Below are 23,639 nucleotides of genomic sequence, written 5' to 3' on the forward strand. Positions count from 1 at the left end.
ACCTCTTTTACAGAAAAGTTTTCTAAATCCAGATATATATACACCATTAAGAAGGATTTAAGGAATAAAGTATAGTTAAGATAAATCATTCTGTTTTTTAAGCTTAAGGCGAAGCTCATCTTAATACTCTAAATACCTTACTACAATCTTAATGTTTCAAAAAAGTTTAAAATTTGATATCTTCTTAAAAACGTAAAATCCCAGCCCAACTAAGGACCAGGATTTTACTGGTAAAAACAAGGTTTCTTTTATACTGCAGGACCTGCAGCATCTTTTATTTCTTCTAATAATTTTTTTCTTTCGCGAAGTCTTCTTCTCGCAATGACCGATTTACCGCCAAGAACTCTTACAAATCTGAAATACTGGAATCGTTTTGCTCCGAAATGATGAGTCGCAACATAAATCAGTACTCCAAATCCGACTAAAATAATATATCCGAATATTTTCTTGGTGGCGATGATAATGGCATTAAGCTGAATGGCTTTCATATTGGCTGCTACATTCTGAGGAGTCACCGTCATTCCATCCATATAAACAGCAAGATCTCCTATTGCCGTAACCTGAAAACGGTATTGAAACCAGGAATATAAAGTTGAAAAAATTCCTACGGCAAGAAAAGTTCTCCAAACCAATACAAGCCCGATGGCCGCCAGCATTTCATCCATTTCAAGCTTATCCAGCGTATAAAACCATACGGAGATAAACAATGAACACATTCCGTAGCCCTTTAAAAACATAGGCAGATACCAGTTGTCATAACTGAATTCCAGAACCATAGAAAAATACATGATAATGGCATATGCAACCATTGCTGCAAAACCTGAAAAAATGTACATTTTCAAAGGTTTTTCTTTTTTGAACCAGAAAATGGCTATGATTCCTGCTAAAATAATTCCTGGAATCATCAGTAGACTCAGCCTGGTATTGGTCAATTGATCATATCCCAAAACTCCTACCGCAAACGTATTCTGAATAGAAGCTGTTCCCAGAAACATTCCCAGCCAGAAAAGCATGAACAAACCGTGCTGCACATTATTTTTGGTGAAAATTTTGAATGAAAGATACGGGCGTTTTAAAGTCAGCTGACGGATAGAAAGCAGTGCAAAACTGACAAAAGCTGCAATACTTCCATAGATGATGTTCCTGGAGTTGAACCAGTCCTGCTGTCTTCCAAATGAATACACATAAGCCGAAAACATGAATGTTGAGATGAAAAGCAAAATACTCAGCCAGTCAATATAATGCAGGGGAACTTTTAATGCAAAATATTTGTCATGCATAAAAATCCAGTGTATCAATGCTAAAATAAAGCATAAAACAGCTGTAAGCAGGTAGAACTGCTGCCAGTTGTAAAGAAGGGCAAACTCAGCAGCATAATAGGTTGCCACCTGGTTCATGACAAGAACGAATGTATAGAAAGCTCCATAAAATACTCCACGATTTCCAATCATGACCATCAATGGCAGGAACAACTCTATGGTGACCATCATTTTCATAAAGCCAATCATTAAAGAAGTAAAAATAAAAATCATTGGCTGTAAAGTAGTCCCGTTCACGTAGCTCAGCAACCCTAAAAGTACCAGAAGCAACACCATCTTGTCCCTTACTTTGAATCTCATTTTGATTCTTAGGACAACAGGCATGCAAGCTCCCATCCCAATGGTAGTGGCGTAATTGGCCCACATAAAATATTCTGTCATGGCACCCGTTCCGCTTACAAGAGAACTGATATTTCCTGTATACACCCCGCCGATAGGCATTACCACAGCAAGTAGTAATACAATCAGCAGCAGCTGTACGGGTTTCGGTACCCAATCGCTATATAATCCTTTGTTGTACATGATTTTTTAGGGAATAGACTTCAGATATCAGATGGCAGACTTTCGACATTCAACCTTAGCTTCCCATACGCATGATGTCTGAAATCTGATATCTTCCATCTTTTAGTCTTTATTAATATTCACATTCATATTCATTCCGGCACTCAGTTTATCCAGATCTTCTTTTTTGTTGGAAGCGGTAAACTCTATTCTTACTGGGATTCTCTGTTGTACTTTGATAAAGTTTCCGGTAGAGTTATCTGTAGGTACATTTGAATATCTCGAACCGGTAGCTGCAGAAACTGCTGTGACTACTCCTTCGAATTTTTTACCGCCCAAAGCATCGGCTGTCATGAAAATTTTTTCTCCTACTTTGATATTCGGCATCTGGCTTTCCAGGAAGTTGGCAGTTACCCACTTCTGACCATTCAGAACGATTGTTGCCACCTGCTGTCCTGGTTGGATCAACTGACCTTCAGAAATTGTTCTTCTTCCCATCACTCCATCATACGGTGCCGTAATAACAGTATAAGAAAGATTGATCCTTGCCATATCCAGAGCAGATTTTGTTCTTTTAATTTCGGCATCATTAATTCCTAATCTGCTTTTCACTTCAGTAGTGGAAAGGTTTGCGGATTGCTTTTGATTCACTAAAGTTTCATAAGCCGCCTTTTGAGCATCATATTCTGTTTTTACCTGATCATACTGCTGTCTGGTAACGGCTTCAGCTGCCAAAAGGTTTTTATATCTATTTAAATTCTGTTCAGCATTCCATAATCTCGCTTTTGCACCTGCGATATTAGACTGCATGACGTTGATATTGTTGGAAACCGTGTTCACTGAAGAACTTGTTGCCGTTTTCTGAGCCATTGCATTCTGATAAGCAGCTTCTGCCTGCCCTAATTGAGTAAGAATCTCACGTTCGTCAAGAATTACCAGTGTATCTCCTTTTTTCACACGCTGATGTTCGATAAACTTAATTTCTTTGATATAAGCAGAAACTCTCGTATTGATAGGGTTAATAAATTCCTCTACCTGAGCCGCTTCCGTGTAGGTTTTGCTTCCGATATGGAAATATTCACGAATTAACCAGAATAATCCGAATCCGATCACCAGAAAAACGATGATGTTGGAGATAATGGCTCTGATTTTATTCGTTTTATTTTTCTTTTTCTTATTTTCTACAGCAGATGCTGCCGGAGTTGGTGTTGTATTTTGAGTAGTTTGTCCCTTGTTTTCCATTGTTGATTTTCAGTTTTAAAAATTAAAGTGTTCCTGTAGATTTCAAAAGGTTGTAGTACTGATACAGAACATTGATTTCTGCATTTGCATAATCCAGTTCTGACTGTAGTTTCTGGTTCTGTGCATCAATCATTTCTGCCTGCACAGCCAGTTGGTTAAGATATTTGGCTTCCGTAATTTTGTAGTTTTCTTCAGCCAGTCTTTTGGAATCATTCAGAATATCTGCCTGCTGAATCGCTTCCTGATATTTAGTATAGGCTGCATTCACTGCCATATCTACATTCTGCTGTACCAGAGTCATGGCGTCATTCGCCTGATTCTTTTGCAGCTCACCTAATTTCACTTTTTCCTTTGTTTTAAAAAGAGTATCTATATTATAGCTCAAAGAAACTCCGGTCTGCCAGCCTCCTGAATACATATCCAAAACAGGGTTTCTTGTTGTAATCGGTCTTTGTAGCGTATATCCTCCGAACCCTGCCACCGTAGGCGCATTATCCGTTTTTATAATCTCTATATTTTTATCTGCAACAGCAATATTTTTTTGAGCCGATTTCAGTAACGGATTGCTTTCATGGGCAAGATCTGTATAATACTCCATACCTATTCCGGATTCTTTATTTTCGAGGCTTTCCGTAGGGATAATCTCCGTATCAGAGGATAGGCCTAATGCAATATTCAGATTATAATTAAGGATTTTCTTATTATTCGTAAGGGTAAGAATTCCCTGGTCCAGGTTTTTGATGGCCAATTCTCCACGAATTACCTCGTTTCTTGTGACCATTCCCTGCTGATAAAACTTCTGGATATTTTTCAGACGTTCCAGAGCCAGTTTTTTGTTATTCTGAAATACTTCTTCCTGATTGATGATTTTATAGACATCCAGATAATTGGAAATCACTAAAAATTTCACATCCTGTTTATTTTTCTCTAAATCCAGTTCCGAAAGCTGTTCACGAAGCCCTGCCATTTCAATAGATTTATTCACCAATCCTCCTTTGAAAATTAGCTGTGTTGCCTGTACAGCATACGAACTTCCGTAATGCGGCATCGGAACGTTTGTAGAATTTGAAAAATCTTTATCAATGGCTACTGCATCTCCTAAATAGAACTGGCTTGTAGAAGCTGTAATGGTAGGAAGTTTCTGAAGCTTAACCACATTGGTGTTCTGCTTTGCAATATCAATATTCTGTGCGGAGACTTTGAGCTGCTGGTGATTCTGAACAGCGAGTTCTGCCACCTCACCTGCAGTCATCTGCTTAATCTGTTGTGAAAAAAACAGCGCAGGAAAAGCTGCTATCAATACAGATAGTGCTGTTTTTATTTTCTTTGTCATTTTACCTTGTTTTACAGATGCAAAGTTAGGTCAACAACAAAATCAATCAAATGTTTGATTTTTGGAAAAAGATGTTCAAATGTAAGATTTTAATTTTCGAACTGATGTCTGTACTGTGTAGGGCTTACCTCAAGATGCTTCTTAAAAAAATGAGAAAATGAGTATTGATCGCTGAATCCGAGGATAGAAGAAATCTCCGAAACCGGTTTACTAGAAGAGTTTAAGAGTACTTTCGCTTCATTGATGACAATTAAAGCAATAATCTGGCTTGCAGACTTACCTGTGATGGTCTTGACTACAGAAGAAAGATGTCTGGTTGTAATGGATTGCCGTTCGGCATAAAATTCCACTGTCCTTTCTGTAAGATGATGTTCCGAAAGATCGGTAAGAAATACAAATACGATTTCTTCCTGTCTGGACATCTGATTCAAAGAACTGTTATCTTCCTTGGAAATAATTCCTGCCATCTGGTAACAAAAAACAGAGAAAAGATGCTCTACCATTTCTTTTTTATAGAGCATTTCAGTATCAGAATCCAGGATATATTTCAGGAAATTGACGCTTTTCCAAACGACTTCCATTTCGTCTTCAGGAAAAGGAACTCCTTTATTCATCTGCTGTCTGAAATATCGGTAAGTAATCAGCCGATTAAATTTCAATGATAAGGCAGAGATAAACTCTCTTTTGTAAGAAACCATTCTCGACTGAAAGTCATCCGTTACTCCCACCACTTCATAAATGGTCTGCGGATCGGTTACCATAAACATGTTGGCAGAAACTTCAAGATCACTGAAATGCTGACGAAGTTTTATAGTCCCTGATTTAATAAATATAAATGCAGGATTTTCAGGACGGAAAGGTTTACCGACAGCGATTCTCTCGAAAATATTTCTTTCCGTAAAAATATCAACGCCAAATTTTTCAAGGGCAGACATAAGACAAATGTAAGCAATCTTACCAGTGATTACAAAATTTTATTATTTTAGCAGGAATCCAATTTCCCTTCAGTATGAGAAAGGTTGATCTATTATTTGCAGAATACAGTAAAAGCCATAGAAACGCGACCAACAAGGTCATTCACTGGATTTGTGTGCCTTTAATTTTCTGGACAATTCTGGGCTTTGCCTCCCTGATTCCCTCTCCACATTTCTGCGCTTCCTACTTCGGATGTGCAAGTATTATAAGCCTTTTGGTGATTACTCTGATCACTTTATTCTATATACGACTGTCTTTTCTGATCGCTATTATGATGATTGTGATCATGCTGGTCATGGAACATTTCATCTATCTTACCAATATCAGTGTCGGAAAACAATCATGGATAGTTTATCTTTCTGTATTCATTATCACATGGATTTTCCAGTTTATAGGGCATAAAATTGAAGGGAAAAAGCCTACTTTCCTCAAAGACCTTCAGTTTCTTCTGATAGGACCAATATGGCTTTTAGGCTTTATTCTTAAAAAGACAGGAATCAGATATTAATCTTCCAAAGCATAAACCGCAAAACTGGCCAGCCAGTGGTCTCCACCATAATTTCCCTGGAAAAGCAGAGGTAATCCATTATTGAGAAATACATCTGCTGTCTTTCTGAAGTCTTTTTTCAAGGGATGATTGGTAGGAAGTGCCTTTGAAATTCCTTTCATACACCATGCTTTAGAAAAAGACAATCCTACGAGGTGAACCGTCTGATAATCGCTCAGATCACTTACCACAGGGATTTTTTCAACATTTTCCAGACTTCTTTTTTCGTAGAAAGCATTCAGCCACTGTACAAATTCTTTTTGAGGAAGCACTCTTCGCATCAGATCTGCAATTTCCAGACTTGGCGAGAAGAAATCTGAACCATCCGGTTCCAGATAAGCAGGTGTTTTCTGATCTTTTAAGAAAAAGTATTTAGCCTTTTCCATCAGCTGATTTTCGAAGTCTTTATCTTTATTGGCCCTTGCCCAATCTATCGCAAATGCCATAGCAAATGCAGTATTAGGGTGAACTCCGGTTCTGTTGGGATAAGTTTGTTTGGGAAGATAGGTCTTCCAGGATTTCAGAATCTGATCTGTTAACGGTTTCAGGTTTTGATGCCATATTTTAGCTTTCGGATGATCCCAGGTTGTGAGTTCTTCATCCAGTTTTAAAATCCACGCCCAGCCATAGGTTCTTTCAAAAGTTCCTGTCAGCTGATATTTTGTAAAGTAATCTGCTTCTGTCTGCAGTTTTTCTTTCTGAAATGATTCATCCAGAATTTTTTCAATCTCTCTGGCATTGGACAGATTAGGTTTTGTTTTTAAAAGTCTTGTCAGCATCCAATGTCCGTGAACAGAGCTATGCCAGTCGAAACATCCATAAAAACTAGGGTGAAGATCTTTAGGAGTTAAAGGAACTTCGCCTGCATTATTGATGATATGCGCTGTTTTATTAGGATATTCCTGATTGATACAATGAAGAGGTTTGTCGGATAATTTTATCGCCATCTCGTCTGTAAGTTTCGGAATTTCCTGGGCATACATCAGAAATGGAGAAAACACAAATGCTAAAAGACTTTTTTTCATGAATTAAAAATAGAAATAAATTACCAGTTCTCGTAATTTTTCAAGTTGGTTTTCCAGCATTTCTTCTATTTACTGATTTGATATTAAATTTTTTGTTTCATTTTAATTTTTTAATCAATCTTACCCATAATAATTTTTGTGCACACTTTTTGATCATACCCATAAAAAACTAATTAACCCATGAAAAAAATTATTTTACTGTTATCAGGTCTTATTCTGATCAATTGCAGCAAATCAGGTGGTGAAAAACAGGAAGTGAAAGCCGACCTGATGGAAGTTCTAACTGAAGATAGAGCACCTTCTCCTGCAGCCGCGCCTCCACCTCCACCACTTCCTATCTCTGAAAAGGTAGTTTCTGATGAAAATGGAACCAACAAAGATGTTCACCCCTCAAAGAAAACAGATACAATCTCCAAAAAAATCATCAAAAACGGAGATATGAAGATTCAGGTGGGTGATATTAAAAAAACACAGAGCCAGGTTAATGAAATCATTAGAAAAAACAATGCTTATATCCAGAAAGAAGAGTTTCAAAATACGGATATGGATGATAACCTTAGTCTGATTATCCGTGTACCTCATAAAAATTTTGATGCTCTGATCAATTCTTTTTCAAATGGAGTAGGAACTGTTTTATCTAAAAATATTTCATCCAATGATGTCACAGAGGAATATACCGATGTAGCGATAAAGCTGGCCAATAAAAAGATATATCTTGAAAAATACCGTGATATGCTTAAAAAGGCTGCTACTACGAAAGATATGCTGGAAATCCAGGAAAATATCCGTGAGCTGGAAGATGAGATCGATGTAGCAGAAGGCAGACTTCGTTTTATTGATGACCGGGTGAATTACAGTACACTGAATTTGAATTTATACAAAGAAAAAGTGAGAAGTTCCGCCACTTCAAAAATAGGTTTTGGAAGCCGCTTTATGGATTCTCTGACGCAAGGCTGGAACAGTTTTGTAAGCTTTATGCTGGGAATGGTTTCATTATGGCCATTCTTTCTGCTTGTCCCCATTATTATTTTCCTTTGGAGAAAGTGGAGATCAGGGAAGAAAAATAAAAATTAAATGATAAAAAATCCGGGCATCTTCGATGCCCGGATTTTTACTGCATTATCAACAATTTATCCTGTTTCCAGTACTTGTTTAAAATCAATAACAATGCAATAGCCTTGTTAACAGCTGTTAAATATTTTTGAAAATTTACTTTCTGATGGTTTTGGTGATACGGGTTCCATCTTTATACTGAATCTTTACAAAATAGATTCCAGACTGAAGTCGGCTGATATTCATACTATTCTGTTCCGGATTCATGAAAGTCATGATCTGAAGTCCGTGAGGAGTGATGACATCTACCCTGCTTATTTTACCATAATAAGTTTCTGGTGCAAAATTGATCATATGTTCCGATACAATAATTGAAAGATCATTCTCTTTGTTAGCAAGAGACGATGTTTTGCAACTTTGACCTTCATTACAGTCATTTACCACTTTCCAGACAGCGTTACTTCCCGGTGCTTCTCCCGGATTTGCATACCATTTGTTTTCCCAGGTTTTGCAGGCATGAAAAACCTTTGTTCCTGCCGTTGGATAGGTTTTTGAAGGATCATATTCCTGTGCGCCACAATACATAACCGGACCACTGGATTCACAACCAGGACCTTCGATACAAGTACTTATTTCTTCCCATACCATATTGACTCCAGGTAGTTCTCCCGGATTTGCATACCATTTGTTTTTCCAGATTTTACAGGAATAAAAGACTTTCGTTCCGGCTGTAGGATATGCGTTGGCAGCGTTATACTGCTCTGCTCCACAATAAGATTGACCATTTCCGGATGTAACTTTCTTAGTTCTGATTTTTAATTCATTGCTGGCATCAGATAACTGATCGTTCATGGCAACCGATTTAACCGTGTAACGATATTCTGTGTCTTGTGCCAATCCTGTTCGTAAAAAGTTTGTTTGTACAGTCTCTCCTACCTTGATCCCATTTTCAAAGATCTGGTAGTTTTTGATGCCCTGTGAATGGGTAGATGCCATCCACATGAGTGAAACTGAATTTTCAGTAACTTCCATTGAATGGAGGTTTGATGGTGCTGTAGGTTTTTCAAGAGTACCTTCACTATTAGTTTTTATATTGAGTGGCGCACTTTTTCCTGACGTAAGTCCTGAAGAGCCTTTCGCCTGTATTTCATAGGTATAAATTGTGTTAGCAGTTAAGCCTGTATCCTGAAAAGTAGGTGTACTTACCTGTTGAATATTTTGTCCGTTGCGGAAAACATTATAGGACACTGCATCTGATTGCGTATTCCAGCTTATTTTAGCCGAAGAGCTTGTTACTCCTACTTGTGTTAATCCTGTAGGTGTAGCGGGTGCAGAAACTCCTGTTCCGGAGGTTACGTTCACATCAATTACATTATAGAATGCATTGGTGGTATCTGCTACATCCCAGACTGCTAGAATAATATGGTAGCCCGTACGGTTGGCAGGAACTGTAATCTGATGAGAAACATTGTCCTGTGGTGGTGTTCCATTATGCATAACTGTACCTATAAGTTCAAGATCCTGGCGGGAAAGCGGCTGATTGGGATTCCAACCCTGCTTTGTCATATAATAATGCCATTTCGCTGTCGCATGGTACGCCGAGTATTTCCAGATAAAGGCATTCACTCCAGTGGAAATATTGGTTTTCTTCCAACGGTCGGCAGTCTGTATGTCCAGTGTAGTGTCTCCACCGATGCTTCCATTAGCAGAGGCGATCTTTCCATCTGCAGGACCAGCCGCAGGAAACCCTTTTGGGGCTTCAAGAGATCCTGGTTCATTAATAACAGATCCATAGATACTAAATGCAGCAGAATAGCCTAGTGCAGCCTTATCAAGGCTTCCTTGATATCCTCTGGAGGCAGGACTCAGTACATATCCGTGCGCAGACAGATGAATTAAAGATGGTACCAGCATCGCCAGCATCAGCAATAGCGCAAAAAAAAATTTACTCGTCTTCATAACTAAATATTTTGGTGTTATTGATTAATCTTCCGTAAAACTATTTTCTGAAACCCTTTTTCTCGATATAACTAAAGAAATAGAAAAGAAAACAGCTTTAATTCATTAAATAATTTGAATTGTATAATTTTTAATAAAAAAACAAATTAGACTAAATGAAGTAGTCAATATTTCATATTAAAACATAAAATTACAATTCATAACATCTTATATTTAACATATAGTCACAATATGTTAAAACATAAATATACAAAAAACCACTTAATTAATCACACTTTATTGAAATATTTTTTATATGAATTGATTGATAACAGAGGGTAGAGAGAAATGGAAATATAAAATGATGTCAGTTATATAATTTGCAAGCAGTACTGAAAACTATTTAATAAAAAAGCTGAAAGAATTGATCATTCTCTCAGCCAGTAGATTATATTCACAAAGAATCTGAGTTATTTCCCAAGTACGAAGACTGCAGGAATTTTATGAAGTTCCGGCTTTTGTTTCTGCCAGTCTTTTATGGTTTTTGTTTTGATAAATTCATGTTCCGGATCGTTGATATTGGCAGCAATACAAAGCTTTGTATTGGGTGATAAAAACTTGCATAAATCTTCAAAAAGCTGGTTATTTCTGTAAGGTGTTTCCATAAAAATCTGTGAATATCCGGTTTTCTGAACAAGACTTTCAAGATTCATAATCTGTTTCTTTTTCTCTCCTTTATCAATAGGAAGATAACCATGGAAGGTGAATTCCTGCCCATTAAAACCACTGGAAATCAAGGCAAGAATAATGGATGAAGGTCCTGAAACAGGAACTACTCTGATATTTTTTTCATGACACCATTTCACAATCAGATTTCCGGGATCTGCAATACATGGCAGTCCTGCTTCTGACAGTAATCCGAAGTCCTGCCCTTTCAGCATGAGCTCCTGAGCCTCCTTAATATCTGCATTTTCTGTGTATTTATCCAATAGAAATAACTTCAGATCAGCCTGTTTTTTTTCGGGAGCGAAAAATTTAACAACTTTTCGAGCTGTCTTCTCATTTTCCACAAAGAAATAGTCCGTCTGCATGATATAATCCTTCAGAACAGGGGAAAAGTGATTGATAGAAGTATTTTCTGATAAATAAGCAGGGAGTAAAAAAAGCATTGTATTATTTTTTTTAGTTCTTTCGTTAAGTGAAGGTTGTGGGAAATATTTTGCATTTTCATGCTTATTATTTTGATAATTGATTTTTGATAGCCTCACACCCTTTATCCAAAAGCTGGAAAACCTTTTCAAAATCGTTCATATCGCCCCAATAAGGATCCGGCACTTCAGCATTTTTGTGATCTCCCAACACCTCTAAAAACAAGGAAACTTTCTGACGTTCTTCTTCATTTTTAGTTTTAGAAACCACATCTTCCATTACAGCAATATCCATACAGTAAATTTTATCAAAGGTTTCAAAATCTTTTCTGGTGATGGGCCTTGATCTTTGTCTGGATATATCAATATAATGATTAGCAGCCGTTTTAATAGCTCTTTTATCAGGATGTTCACCTTCATGCATTGAAATAGTTCCGGCAGAATCTACCATATAATGATTCGGTAGTTTTGCTTTCATAATTCCTTCCGCCAATGGGCTTCTGCATATATTTCCCAGACAAACCATTAATAATTTCATATCCTGTGTATTTAAAAAAAGTCTTTTGTCACGACAAAACTAAATAAAAAATGAAGAATAAAACTATCCTTCATTTTAATTTATGTAAGCTCAACCTTAATTATTGTTTGATTCTTTCAGTAAGGTCTTTTACGTATTTCTTGATTTCTTTATCGATTTTAGAAACGTCTTTGATGGTATCACAGGCATACATTACTGTAGAGTGATCTTTTCCACCCATTTCTTCACCAATTTTAGTAAATGTAGAATTGGTAAATTCTTTGGAGAAGTACATGGCAAGCTGTCTTGGCAATGCAATTTCTCTTTTTCTTGTTTTTGAAAGCAGCTGTTCTTTTTTGATTCCAAAATAATCACAAACCACTTCCTGAATATAAGGGATATTAATAACCTTCTTCTGATTCGCAGCAATTCTGTTGATGGTTTCCTTAAGCAACTCAAGACTAAGGTCTCTCTTATATACTGTAGAGTAAGCGATCACTGAGTTGATAACCCCGATAAGCTCTCTCACATTCGTTTTTGCTTCGGCAGCAAGGAAATCAAGCATATCTCCCGGAAGAACAATTCCGTCTCTGCTTAATTTATCTTCAATGATCTGTCTTCTTGTCGATAGATCCGGAGATTTGATTTCTGCAGAAAGTCCCCATTTAAAACGGGAAACAATTCTGTCCTGGATATCCATAATATCAGCAGGTGCTTTATCAGAAGTAAGGATAATCTGTTTTCCGTTCTGGTGAAGGTGATCAAAAATATGGAAGAAACTGTCCTGTGTAGCTGATTTTCCGGATAAGAACTGAATATCATCAATAATCAGTACATCTACCATTTGATAGAAATTCGCAAACTCAGTCTGCTTATGAGCTTTAGCCGCAGAGATAAACTGCTGGATAAATTTTTCAGAAGACAGATAAAGAACTACTTTATCAGGAAACTGATTTTTTACTTCAAGACCCACCGCCTGTCCTAAGTGAGTTTTACCAACTCCATAACCTCCATATAAAAATAAAGGGTTGAATGCTGTTGCTCCAGGTCTTTTTGCAATGGATCTGGCTACAGTGGCTGCAAATTTGTTGCTTTCTCCTTCTACATAACTATCAAATGAATAGTCAGGCTTCAGGTTAGAATCTATGTTTACTTTTCTAATACCAGGAACTACAAACGGGTTTACAATATTAGCAGAAAAACCTTGTGGCATGGTTTCCTGTGTTTTCGGAGTAGGAACGCTTTGTCCCTTGATGTTCATGGTAACAGGCTTTTCTTCACCTTTTGGTCTGTTTTCCATTACAGAATACCATAATTTCACTCCTTTTCCAATGTTTTTCTTCAGGGCAGCAGAAAGTAAGGACAGGTAATTGTCCTCTATATATTCCTTGTAAAAATCGCTTGGTACGATCAACGTAAGGTTGTTGGCCACCAACGAAAGCGGCTGAACCTTATCGAATAGCATATCGAAAGATTTTTCAAGTTTTTTAAGGTCAGAATTGTCTTCAGCAGCGTTCAGGTTATCGCGCATAAACTGAAGGCATTTCTGCCATATCATCATTAAATTGTCATCCATTTTTTAAGCCCCGATTATTCTTTGTTTGTACTGTGTTTAGAAGGAAGACAAAGGTCCAATATTTTCTTTTCAAAAAAAAATATTGCAGGTATTGATTATTTAAAAATATATTTGTATGTATAATTTAACCCGTAAAATGATACACACAACACACTCAATACGAGTACGTTACGCAGAAACAGATCCGATGAAATATGTATACTATGGAAACTATGCAACGTACTTCGAAGTAGCGAGAGTTGAACTCTTCAGAAGCATAGGAATTTCATACGATGAAATTGAAAACCAAGGAATTTGGCTGCCGGTTTCGGACTACAAAATTAAATATATCCGCCCTGCTTTATATGATCAAAAATTAGAAATTCATACTTATGTTAAAAAAATTCCAGGGGTAAGGATTGAATTTGAGTATGAAATTTACAATGAAGAGCATACTAAAATAACAGAAGCCTCCACTACTCTATTTTTTCTGGATGCAAAAACCAATAAAGTGATCAAGTGCCCGGATTTCCTGATGGATCTGATTGAAAAGAACTGGAAAGGATAGATGCCAGATAGTAGGTTGCAGGTGGTAGGAATTAGGAAATACACGACGAAATATTAATGGAGGAGATTAATGTGAATGGTGAATTTTGCTTCGCAAGTGAATGGTGAATTTTTGATAGAGCCAAGATGGCTATCTCAAATTATCCGGTCACAAAATAAACCCGCAACTCACAACCCATAAGTAGTAACTCACAACTAAAAAGATTACACGTTAAACTCTAAATTTTGAACTCTATCCCCTCACTATTTATGAATTAATTCGCACCTTTGTACCCTTATTATAATCATCCCTTATATATTATATTATGAAGATTGCATTTTTGGGACCTCATGCCAGTTTTACCCAGCTTGCTACAGCACAGCTTTTCCCTGATGACGAAATAGTACCACAAGCCAGCATTCTGGATTGTTTTAATGCCGTTGAAAACGGAGAGGTAATAAAAGCAGTAGTACCTTTGGAAAACTCTATTGAAGGAACCGTCTCTATGACGCTGGATTATTTGTATAAGACTCCGTCTATTAAAATTGAAGCAGAAGCAGTAATGCCTATTGCCCATCATCTGATGATTCATCAGGAAAATTCTATTGAAAATATTGAGAGAATATATTCACATCCGCAAGCCCTTGCACAGAGCTTTCACTTTCTGGATACCCATTATAAAGAAATTCCAAAACAGGACTTTTCCTCAACTGCAGCCGCTGCCAAGTTTGTTTCTGAGAATCCGGAGACTCCTATTGCTGCGGTAGCCAATCAGTTTGCAGCCAATTTATATGGTTTGAATATAGTGAATCGTAATATTCAGGATTTCGAACAGAACCACACGCGATTTATCATCATTTCTAAAGAGCAGAATAAATACCAGAATGATAAACTGGAAACATTGGGTGAAAAATCAGGTATGCTGATCACTCTTCCCGAAGATCATCCCGGTGGATTGCATCAGGTATTATCTGTTTTTGCATGGAGAAAAATGAATCTCAGTAAGATTGAATCCAGAACATTAAAAACAGGACTGGGAAATTATTTCTTCTTTATCAATGTTGAAGGACCATGGGAAGAAGTCTTACATGAAAATGCATTGAAAGAGCTTGAGTCAATCCATGCCAATGTAGATTTTCTTGGGAATTACAAAGAATTTCTTCTGGAAAGCTAGAAAAAAACTAAATCTGTAAAAAAACACTGCCATTAAGCAGTGTTTTTTTTATTTACACTATAAAAAAACAAAATCTTAAAAACTTTTACAATAGATTACCATAATGACAACATCATCTGTTTAATTAAAAAATAACCCACACAATGGAGAGAATTATTTTTTATCAAAACCCTGATAAACAAAGTATTATAACAAAATTAAATATAATAAGTCGTAATTAAATTATATGGAAATATCAATCAAAATATAAACATATGTTTAAAGATATTACATCATATTAATGTTAAAAATGAAAATATCACAATGTAGAGTATAATTTTTATTGTATATTTGCTTAGCAACTAATTAAAATCTTGATCATGAAAACTAAACTTTACAGCTTAATGTTAGCATGTGCGACGTTACCATTATTCTCGCAAGTAGGTATCAATACAGCAACCCCATCCGCAACCTTAGACGTTAACGGGACACTGAAAGTTCGTGACACTCCCGCCGCTACAGCACTACCCGGATATCAAATTTTAGCAGTTAACCAGGGAACCACACAAGTGTTTTCGGTAGACCCGTCATTATTAAGCGCAGCTGCAGGAACCAACACATCTGTATATTCTGCAAAAAAAACAACAGGTATCACGCTTCTGAATTTAGGAGTTTTACCATCTGATTTCCAACCTGTCAGTTTTGTACAAGCGGATAGAACTATAGGAAGCGCAGCTTTGTTTACAAATGCTGACGGTTCTTATAATATTCCGTCCACTGGAGTATATGCGGTAGGATTCGCATTCAGATACGGAACAGGATTACAGGCTTCATTACTATCAGGAACACCTGGTATTGCCATTGCAAGAACCAGATCGTCAGTAACCAGTTTGATAGACACACGTCCATTCAGTGGGGTCAACCTTGCATTAGCAGTTAACTTAACACTTTCCGATTCCAGCATTAATTCTTTGTATTCATTCCAGGCGGGTGACAAAATATCTTTCGGACTTGTAGATTCCGGTGTTGTCACAGCAGGATTATTAGGATCCAGTATTGCATCATTCTACGTTTACAAAGTATCAAACTAGTAAAAACATATTGTTAGTTATCTATACCATTTAACCCATCGCTTATACCGCGATGGGTTAATTTTTTAATAGCATATTAAACATTTCTTTATATTTGATAAAAACTAATGAAATGAATGAATTTGTTGCGGCTATCATCTTTATCATTATCTTCATCATTTTCAATAATCTGAATACCAAAATCAGAAAGTTGGAAAAGGAGATTTCAGATCTTAATTATAAAATCAATAATACTCCTCCGGCTCAGACTGAAGTAATTCATAAGAAAAACTCAACAGAAGAGACATCCTTCCCTCAGCAAGAGCAATCTCCGCTGGTTCATTATCAAAATATACAACCCAGTGAAGTAAATGAAAACATTTCAACACCGGTTCAAAAAGACTGGCTTGCTCCTGTTTCTGATTTTTTAAAACAAAACGCACTTACCATTATCGGTATTTTTACCCTTGTTCTCGGAATTGGTTATTTTGTAAAATATGCCATTGATAAAAACTGGATTGGAGAAGCAGCAAGAGCGGGAATCGGTTTTTGTATCGGAGCAGGAATCATTATAACCGGACATTTTCTCAGAAAAAATTACCAGGCTTTTTCTTCCATTATTACAGGAGGTGGAGTTGCCGTTTTATATTTCACGGCCACCATTGCCTTTCGTGAATACCATCTGTTTACCCAAAATACTGCTTTTACCATAACCGCACTGATTACTGCGGCCTCTATTATCTTATCCTATTATTATAAAAGTGAAGTACTGATAATTTTTTCACTGATTGGAGGTTTTGCAGCTCCTTTGATGATCAGCACAGGACAAAGTAACTACCTTTTCCTTTTTATTTATATTACCTTTTTAAATACAGGAATGCTGGCAGCCTCTTTTCTGCAGCACTGGAAAAGCGTGGGATGGACAGCTTATATTTTTACAACAGGATATCTCTTCTTTTGGACTAATGAAAGTCCTGAACTTTTAAGCATTACTTTTTATTTGATCAGTTATCTGATTTTCTACATTTTTGCCCTGCATGATTACTTCAGAAGAAATATACTTTCAACCTCTGATATTTTAATACTTGCTCTCGCTAATTTTTCAAGTATCCTGGGGCTTCTTTACATTTTTGATACATTAAAATATGACCCTCCGATTGTTTTCCCACTTATTTTTGCTGCTGTAAACGCTATTTTACTTTTCAGAGAATACACCCGCAAAAGCTTTGGAGTAGCTTATTCTGTATTTGCAGGGCTTGTTACCAGCCTTATAACCATTGCAGTTGCTATTCAGTTTAAAACGCATCTCATCACCAGTATCTGGGCCATAGAAACCACCCTGCTTCTTTTTATCTGGAAAAAAACAGGTCATAAGATTTTCAAAACCTTCTTTTATATCCTGTTTCCATTGGTGATGATCGCCCAACTTATAACCTGGACTGAATATTTTGGAACAAAAGATTTCAATATCATATTCAATCCTCCATTCATCACCAGTTCCTTTACTATTGTTTCCATCATGATTAATCTGTATTTACTAAGAAACACCGTGAAAGAAACACAGGAAAAAAGCAATAACATTTTTGAAGATCTTATTACCGCGATCAGTTATGGGGTTATCTATATAACTTTTCTTCTTGAAATCACTTATCATATTTCGGAAATGCCCTGGTCAGCCATTACCAGCACAGGACTTTTATTCAGTATTTATTATATTTTCATTTTATTGCTTTTCAGAAAACTGCTCAGCATCAGAAATGATGTTCAAAACCTACTAATTTATCTGTTTTTCTTCCTGTTCGTAATAAATACATCGGTTTCGACTCTTTCAGTTGTGACCGCTGTCTTAACAAAAAAGCTCAATTTAAGTTTTTATTTTCTTCATCTTCTGCAATGGATTCCTTTTATATATATAGGATACAGAATTATTCCTACTTCAGCGTTTCATAAGCAAAAGATTTCTTACTGGATACAGGCTCTGGCACTAATCATTTCTCTAAGCTGCGAGCTGCATCATTCTTATATTTTAATGGTTCCCAATAATCTTCCTCATTCTTATAAAGCGAGTGAACATTTCAATATTCTTTATCTTCCTATAATATGGACAATTCTTGCCAGTATATTTATTTATAAAGGCTTGAAAAAGAGTATCCAGGAATACAACAAGATTGGCTTTGCATTGATAGGTCTGATGGTATTAAAACTTTATGGGTATGATGTATGGCAAATGGATAATATTTCAAGAATAAGTGCCTTTATTGCTCTCGGAATCATTTTATTATTAAGCTCATTTGCTTTTCAACGCCTGAAAAATATGATCAGAAATATGGTGGATAAAAAAGACAAAACAGAAGAAAACACCGACTAACAATCAGGGAAAAAGTTTTTATTTCTAAATAGAATGTAAAACAATTTGAGATTTTATTCAGATTTTATAAAAAATAACTATATTTATCACGTTTTTAACAGTTACATATTCTGATTATGAAAAAACTATTCTATTCTTTTTTACTACTATCTTCTGCTACTTTATTGGCACAGCAAAAAAATCCTGCAGTAAAGTTTGCAGTGGCCGATAATGCCATTGGGACAGTAGAATTGTTCAATACCAAAAAGAACGTATTGCAGGTTTCAAAGGTATACAATACTCCAGCTAGTCTTCCCCAAAGCTTAAAAAAATACAGTTCTGTTTTTACAAAAGGCGTAACTGAATATAAGTTTAAAAACGGAGAAAATGTACTTGACAGAATGGCATTATCCAATATGAATGTTCAATATAATATCCCAGCAGATAATCCTGTATTTATTGAAGGATATGAATTTGCAGACACCAACACTTTGATATATCCTGAAATCAAGAAAAGAACAGAAACTAAAGATTACAACGGTAAGAAAACATTATTTATTTACACTACCGAATAATTAATAACATAAAAAAGGATGTCGTTTTTACAACATCCTTTTTTATTAGTATTTATTGTTCCACTTTTTCTTGAGCTCTTCGTAAATCTTCTTTTCCGTAGAATTATTTCCCGGCTCATATAGTTTCACATTCCTGATTTCTTTCGGAAGAAAATCCTGTTCCACAAAATTTCCTTCATAAGAATGGGCATATTTGTATTCTTTTCCGTAATCAAGGTCTTTCATCAATTTAGTAGGTGCATTCCTCAAATGAAGAGGTACAGGCAGGTTGCCCGTCTGTTTTACCAGAGCCAACGCATCATTGATAGCCATATAGGCAGAATTACTTTTGGGTGAAACCGCAAGATATACGGCTGTTTCACTTAGTATAATCCTTGCCTCAGGGTTTCCGATAACATTGATTGCCTGGAAACAATTATTGGCGACCACCAAAGCGTTAGGATTCGCCAACCCTACATCTTCAGCAGCAAGAATAAGCATTCTCCTTGCGATAAACTTGATATCTTCTCCCCCGGCAATCATCCTCGCCAGCCAATATACTGCTCCATTAGGATCACCTCCACGCATCGACTTGATAAAGGCTGAGATAATGTCATAATGTTGCTCTCCGTTCTTATCATAAAGAGCCATCGTCTCCTGAAGAACTTCCAGTACATCAGAATTAATAATTTCAGTTGTACCCGAATTTTTATATTGATTCAAAACCAGTTCTACAGAATTGATCAGTTTTCTGGCATCACCACCTGAGTATTGAATAAAAGCTTCTTTTTCAAGGATTTTAAAATATGTTCCTTCATCTTTATTGTATCTTTCCGAAGCAATGTCTATTAATTCCTCCAGCTTTTCATAACTTAATGCTTTTAAAATATAAACCTGACTTCTTGAAAGTAATGCCGATACTACTTCAAAACTCGGATTTTCGGTAGTCGCACCAATCAATACAATCCAGCCTTTTTCTACCGCATGCAATAATGAATCCTGCTGCGATTTATTAAACCTGTGAATCTCATCAATAAACAAGATAGGTGATTTTCCAGAGAACAGATTCTGCTTTTTTGCATCTTCAATCACATCACGTACATCTTTCACACCGGAAGAAACAGCAGAAAGTTTATAAAATTTTCTCCCCGACTGTTCTGAGATAATTTCAGCCAGCGTTGTTTTTCCCGTTCCCGGAGGTCCCCATAAAATCAACGAATTCAAGGTATTATTTTCAATCATTTTTCTGATTGTTCCTTTATCGCCGGTAAGGTGCTCCTGTCCTAATACATCTTTCAGGGTTTTAGGTCTTAATTTTTCAGCTAATGGAATATTTTGATTCAAAGTACTTCTTTTTTAAGATCAATGTCCCGGATTTCCGATCTCCGAAACTTATAACAAAATTAAACTAATTTTCATTTTTTTACCCTATTTTTGCATTGTTTTGAAACTTACATTCAATAAAATCATTACATTTCCGCTGGTAATTTTGATCAAATTTTACCAATGGTTCATCTCGCCCTTACTTCCCAAAAACTGCCGTTACGAACCTACCTGCTCTCACTATATGATTGAGTCGCTTCAGGTACATGGTGTTTTTAAAGGTTTCTGGCTGGGATTTAAAAGAATTTTAAGATGCCATCCCTGGGGAGGAAGCGGTTATGATCCTGTTCCCCCCAAACATAAATGTTAATAATCAAACTATTAAATCAATAGAAAAATGAATACTATCTTTTTCAGAATTTATCTTGTGCTGTTTGCGTTCATCACGCAGCTTCTTTTTGCACAGGAATACCCTGGAGGTTTATCTGACGGAACTTTAGATATCAATGGAAGTAATGTTCCTGTAAAAATCTATTCTACCACAGAGATGGGAGACCTTACAGCTTTTCCGGACAGAGAATCAGACAAGAACCAGTCTTTCGTTGTGATTCTTAATGAATCCAATTTTGAACCTGCTTATTACAATTATGGGGCTTCCACTTTAGCAAAGTATAAGGATTCCAGGTATCAGTTTTTTGATAAAAACTTTAAGTTGATTGATACTGGTGTTACCAAAGAAAATATCACCACTTTTAAATATGCAGTAAAGTCTGTAAAGCCAATTACAGATTCTGATAAAGTAGAACTTAAGACTTCATTTAAAATCTGGGATCCTTCAAAAGGTATTCACATCGGATCATTTACGCTTCACTTTTATAGTTTGATGTTTGTTTTTGCCTTTGGATTCGGATATGTTTTAATGACGAGAATCTTTAAGATTGATAATGTGAACCAGAAATATCTTGAACCTCTGTTCACATGGACATTGATCGGGACTATTCTGGGAGCAAGATTAGGACATGTTATCTTTTATCAGCCGGAATTATTTAAAGAAGATTTCTGGAGTGTATTTTTACCGATAAGCACAAAAAACGGTTTAAAATTCACAGGTTTTTCAGGACTGGCGAGCCACGGTGCTACGATTGCCCTGATCTTTACCACGCTTTATTATTCATTTAAAATCATTAGGAAAAACCCTTTTTGGGTATATGACAGACTTGGTATTGTCGTAGCTTTAGGAGGAGCGTTTGTAAGAATGGGGAATTTTTTCAATTCTGAAATTGTTGGTAAACCAGCGGACCCGAATTCTCCGTTTGCTTTGCTTTTCCCACAACAAAGCAGTGAATATGGTCTTACGGTACCCCGTTATCCGAGCCAGTTATTTGAAGCAGTAGGATATGTTCTTCTCTTCATTTTACTATGGATATTGTACAGAAAAACAAATAAAAAATACCAGCAGGGATGGTTATTCGGTCTGTTTTTCATCATTCTTTGGGCGATCAGGTTCTTTGTTGAGTTCCTTAAAGAGCCGCAGGGAGATGAGTTCATCCAGATTGGCGGACTGAATACAGGTCAGGTTCTTTCGATTCCTTTTATGATTGCAGGTGTTGTCATCATGATCGTTTCCAAGAAATTTAAGATTACTGAAGCAGAAAACGAGAAACCGGAATAAACCATTTAAACTAAAAAATAAAAAGGCAAATTTGTAGAAATACAGATTTGCCTTTTTTATTAGCTGTTTACTTACAGATTTCTCTCCGCTTTCCTGTTCAGTTCTTCAAAAACAGACCCCAATGCATCAATGACATCAGTAGGCAGCATCGATTCTTTTGAATGTTTTTCTGAAGCAATATCGGCAGCTCTGCCATGTAACCATACACCAAGAATACAAGTCTCTTCTTCAGAATATTTCTGGGCCAGAAGCGAAGTCAGGATTCCGGTAAGAATATCTCCGCTTCCTCCTTTCGCCAACCCTGCATTTCCCGTTATATTATAGAATACTTTTCCCTCCGGAGTAACAACCTGGGTATGGTGGTCTTTAAGAACAATATAAAGACCAAGATCTTTTGCCTTTTTCCTTGCCATTTCAAGTCTTTTGAAAGAATTATCTGTACTTCCGAAAAGTCTTTCAAACTCTTTCGGGTGAGGCGTAATGATTGATTTTTCAGGAATTAATTTCAAATTTTTCTTATCTTTTGAAATGATGTTCAATGCATCTGCATCCAGAATCAATGGCTTTGAATAGTCTTTCAGAAAATTCAGAAAGTCTTTTTCGGTTCCTGAATGAGTTCCCAAACCAGGACCCGCACCACAGGTAATGTCTTTATCAATTTCAAAATTTGTGATAAACTGCTCCCCTCCTTTTATAAACATTGCTTCAGGACATGAGGTCTGCAGAATATCATATCCACATTCCGGAGCCAGGGTAAAGGTAAGCCCAGCACCGGTTTTTAAAGCTGATTTTGTAGCCAGTACTGCCGCTCCTATTTTTCCATAGCTCCCTCCTATGATGGCTGCCTTACCATAGCTGCCTTTATGAGAAAATTCCTGTCTCGGAACGAATATCGAACTAATCAGCTGATCATCAATTACAGAGTAATCGGAATCGGTTGTGTCTGCATATATTTTATTTAAATCAATATCCAGTACTATTATTTTTCCAGAATATTTTCCGGTTTCAGGATGAAGGAAGGTCTTTTTCCAGCATTGGAAAGTAAGGGTATAATCAGCTTTCAGAATAACAGGATCATGGTCAAACATTTCATCAGCAGACAATCCGGAAGGAACATCAATGGATATCTTAATATTCTTTTTAGTATTCAATTGCTCAACAAGCATTTTATATTCTCCTTCCAGCGGCCTGGATAATCCTGTTCCGAAAAGAGCATCGATAATGATTGTTTTATCATCAAAATTATATTGTTCTTTAGGATCAAATTTCCTGACTGAAATTCCGGATAAATCACGAAGTCTTTTCAGGTTAACAGAAGCATCTTCTGAAAATTTCTTTTTGGAATCGCTTACAAATACATCTACATCAAAACCTTTCAGATAAAGTATTCTTGCGACAGCCAGGCCGTCTCCTCCGTTATTTCCGTTACCACAAAATACAGCCAGTTTCTTATGATTTTTACAATGTTCCGAAATCCAATGTGCAACAGCCATTGAAGCTCTTTCCATCAGTTGAATGGAGGAAACCGGCTCTTGAGAAATCGTGAACTGATCCCAGCTGCGTATCTGTTCTGCTCTAAAAACTTTCATAGGCAAATCAAACTTTTAAGCAAATTACAAAAGATTTTTCATTATGATGCCACGTCAATAACAAAAATAAAGAGACCTCACTAATGAGATAATATATCTTAAAAAAGCTGAAATATTCATTAAATCAAATTCTATAAATTTCTCATAAAATTCAATATTTTGGGAATAAAAAACCATAAAAAGTAGTGTTTTTTACATTTTTAAATTATATTTTTGTGTATATACTAATTA

The 23,639-nt window shown here is 36.3% G+C and carries 20 protein-coding genes; 9 read left to right on the top strand and 11 right to left on the bottom strand.

The window, feature by feature from the left end:
- Positions 1 to 248: 248 nt before the first annotated feature.
- The 4 genes from A1704_RS04445 to A1704_RS04460 form a co-directional block, all read right to left on the bottom strand.
- Complete coding sequence (locus A1704_RS04445) at positions 249 to 1,841, bottom strand: hypothetical protein (protein ID WP_062670842.1); 1,593 nt, start codon at positions 1,839 to 1,841, stop codon at positions 249 to 251.
- A 102-nt stretch (positions 1,842 to 1,943) separates the two neighbouring features.
- Positions 1,944 to 3,062 (bottom strand): HlyD family secretion protein, encoded by a 1,119-nt coding sequence (locus A1704_RS04450; protein WP_062670845.1) that lies wholly within the window; start codon positions 3,060 to 3,062, stop codon positions 1,944 to 1,946.
- 22 nt (positions 3,063 to 3,084) lie between these two features.
- Positions 3,085 to 4,395: a TolC family protein gene (locus A1704_RS04455; RefSeq protein ID WP_062670847.1), complete on the bottom strand. Its 1,311-nt coding sequence runs from the start codon at positions 4,393 to 4,395 to the stop codon at positions 3,085 to 3,087.
- 89 nt (positions 4,396 to 4,484) lie between these two features.
- Positions 4,485 to 5,330 (bottom strand): helix-turn-helix domain-containing protein, encoded by an 846-nt coding sequence (locus A1704_RS04460; RefSeq protein ID WP_062670849.1) that lies wholly within the window; start codon positions 5,328 to 5,330, stop codon positions 4,485 to 4,487.
- Positions 5,331 to 5,404: 74 nt separating this feature from the next.
- On the opposite strand from A1704_RS04460, the gene A1704_RS04465 reads away from it, so the two are divergent.
- Entirely contained in the window at positions 5,405 to 5,878 is a 474-nt protein-coding gene (locus A1704_RS04465; RefSeq protein ID WP_062670851.1) for an Mpo1 family 2-hydroxy fatty acid dioxygenase, read from the top strand.
- Here A1704_RS04465 and A1704_RS04470 read toward each other — a convergent pair.
- The gene (locus tag A1704_RS04470) at positions 5,875 to 6,942 is read right to left on the bottom strand and encodes a DUF2891 domain-containing protein (RefSeq protein ID WP_062670853.1); all 1,068 of its coding nucleotides are present in this window, start codon (positions 6,940 to 6,942) and stop codon (positions 5,875 to 5,877) included. The two genes, A1704_RS04465 and A1704_RS04470, sit on opposite strands and share 4 nt — an antisense overlap.
- Positions 6,943 to 7,122: 180 nt before the next feature.
- On the opposite strand from A1704_RS04470, the gene A1704_RS04475 reads away from it, so the two are divergent.
- The gene (locus A1704_RS04475; protein WP_062670855.1) at positions 7,123 to 8,016 is read left to right on the top strand and encodes a DUF4349 domain-containing protein; all 894 of its coding nucleotides are present in this window, start codon (positions 7,123 to 7,125) and stop codon (positions 8,014 to 8,016) included.
- Positions 8,017 to 8,151: 135 nt separating this feature from the next.
- Here the strand turns inward: A1704_RS04475 and A1704_RS04480 are convergent, their stop codons facing one another.
- From A1704_RS04480 to dnaA, 4 genes are all read right to left on the bottom strand, one after another.
- Entirely contained in the window at positions 8,152 to 9,954 is a 1,803-nt protein-coding gene (locus tag A1704_RS04480) for a lytic polysaccharide monooxygenase (RefSeq protein ID WP_082798703.1), read from the bottom strand.
- A gap of 449 nt (positions 9,955 to 10,403) precedes the next feature.
- Entirely contained in the window at positions 10,404 to 11,102 is a 699-nt protein-coding gene (locus tag A1704_RS04485; RefSeq protein WP_034695928.1) for an SAM-dependent methyltransferase, read from the bottom strand.
- 67 nt (positions 11,103 to 11,169) lie between these two features.
- Positions 11,170 to 11,619, bottom strand: a complete 450-nt coding sequence (locus A1704_RS04490) for a low molecular weight protein-tyrosine-phosphatase (RefSeq protein ID WP_062670859.1) — start codon at positions 11,617 to 11,619, stop codon at positions 11,170 to 11,172.
- Positions 11,620 to 11,719: 100 nt separating this feature from the next.
- Positions 11,720 to 13,174, bottom strand: coding sequence for a chromosomal replication initiator protein DnaA (gene dnaA, locus A1704_RS04495; protein WP_002980474.1), 1,455 nt, complete (start codon positions 13,172 to 13,174; stop codon positions 11,720 to 11,722).
- A 136-nt stretch (positions 13,175 to 13,310) separates the two neighbouring features.
- Between dnaA and A1704_RS04500 the strand changes: the two genes are divergently transcribed.
- The 5 genes from A1704_RS04500 to A1704_RS04520 all read left to right on the top strand — a co-directional run bounded on the left by A1704_RS04500 (position 13,311) and on the right by A1704_RS04520 (position 18,845).
- Positions 13,311 to 13,721 carry an acyl-CoA thioesterase gene (locus tag A1704_RS04500; RefSeq protein ID WP_062670861.1) on the top strand — a complete coding sequence of 137 codons (411 nt, stop codon included), beginning with the start codon at positions 13,311 to 13,313 and terminating at the stop codon, positions 13,719 to 13,721.
- A 304-nt stretch (positions 13,722 to 14,025) separates the two neighbouring features.
- Positions 14,026 to 14,874 (top strand): prephenate dehydratase, encoded by an 849-nt coding sequence (pheA, locus tag A1704_RS04505; protein WP_062670862.1) that lies wholly within the window; start codon positions 14,026 to 14,028, stop codon positions 14,872 to 14,874.
- 359 nt (positions 14,875 to 15,233) lie between these two features.
- The gene (locus A1704_RS04510) at positions 15,234 to 15,944 is read left to right on the top strand and encodes a hypothetical protein (RefSeq protein WP_062670865.1); all 711 of its coding nucleotides are present in this window, start codon (positions 15,234 to 15,236) and stop codon (positions 15,942 to 15,944) included.
- Between the two features lie 112 nt (positions 15,945 to 16,056).
- Positions 16,057 to 18,291: a DUF2339 domain-containing protein gene (locus tag A1704_RS04515; protein WP_062670868.1), complete on the top strand. Its 2,235-nt coding sequence runs from the start codon at positions 16,057 to 16,059 to the stop codon at positions 18,289 to 18,291.
- 116 nt (positions 18,292 to 18,407) lie between these two features.
- Complete coding sequence (locus tag A1704_RS04520) at positions 18,408 to 18,845, top strand: hypothetical protein (protein WP_062670870.1); 438 nt, start codon at positions 18,408 to 18,410, stop codon at positions 18,843 to 18,845.
- A gap of 45 nt (positions 18,846 to 18,890) precedes the next feature.
- Here A1704_RS04520 and A1704_RS04525 read toward each other — a convergent pair whose 3' ends face one another.
- Positions 18,891 to 20,168 carry a replication-associated recombination protein A gene (locus A1704_RS04525; RefSeq protein WP_062670872.1) on the bottom strand — a complete coding sequence of 426 codons (1,278 nt, stop codon included), beginning with the start codon at positions 20,166 to 20,168 and terminating at the stop codon, positions 18,891 to 18,893.
- A 100-nt stretch (positions 20,169 to 20,268) separates the two neighbouring features.
- On the opposite strand from A1704_RS04525, the gene yidD reads away from it, so the two are divergent.
- Together yidD and lgt are read left to right on the top strand one after the other, a co-directional pair.
- The gene (yidD, locus tag A1704_RS04530) at positions 20,269 to 20,517 is read left to right on the top strand and encodes a membrane protein insertion efficiency factor YidD (RefSeq protein WP_062670874.1); all 249 of its coding nucleotides are present in this window, start codon (positions 20,269 to 20,271) and stop codon (positions 20,515 to 20,517) included.
- Positions 20,518 to 20,970: 453 nt separating this feature from the next.
- A complete protein-coding gene (gene lgt / locus A1704_RS04535; RefSeq protein ID WP_062671586.1) occupies positions 20,971 to 21,819 on the top strand; it encodes a prolipoprotein diacylglyceryl transferase in 849 nt (282 codons plus the stop codon).
- A gap of 71 nt (positions 21,820 to 21,890) precedes the next feature.
- On the opposite strand, the gene A1704_RS04540 is transcribed toward lgt, so the two are convergent.
- On the bottom strand, positions 21,891 to 23,408 hold the full coding sequence (locus A1704_RS04540; RefSeq protein ID WP_062670876.1) for a bifunctional ADP-dependent NAD(P)H-hydrate dehydratase/NAD(P)H-hydrate epimerase: 1,518 nt from the start codon (positions 23,406 to 23,408) through the stop codon (positions 21,891 to 21,893).
- Between the last annotated feature and the right edge of the window lie 231 nt (positions 23,409 to 23,639).

Origin of the sequence: Chryseobacterium cucumeris (assembly GCF_001593385.1) — a bacterium.
Lineage (GTDB): Bacteria > Bacteroidota > Bacteroidia > Flavobacteriales > Weeksellaceae > Chryseobacterium > Chryseobacterium cucumeris.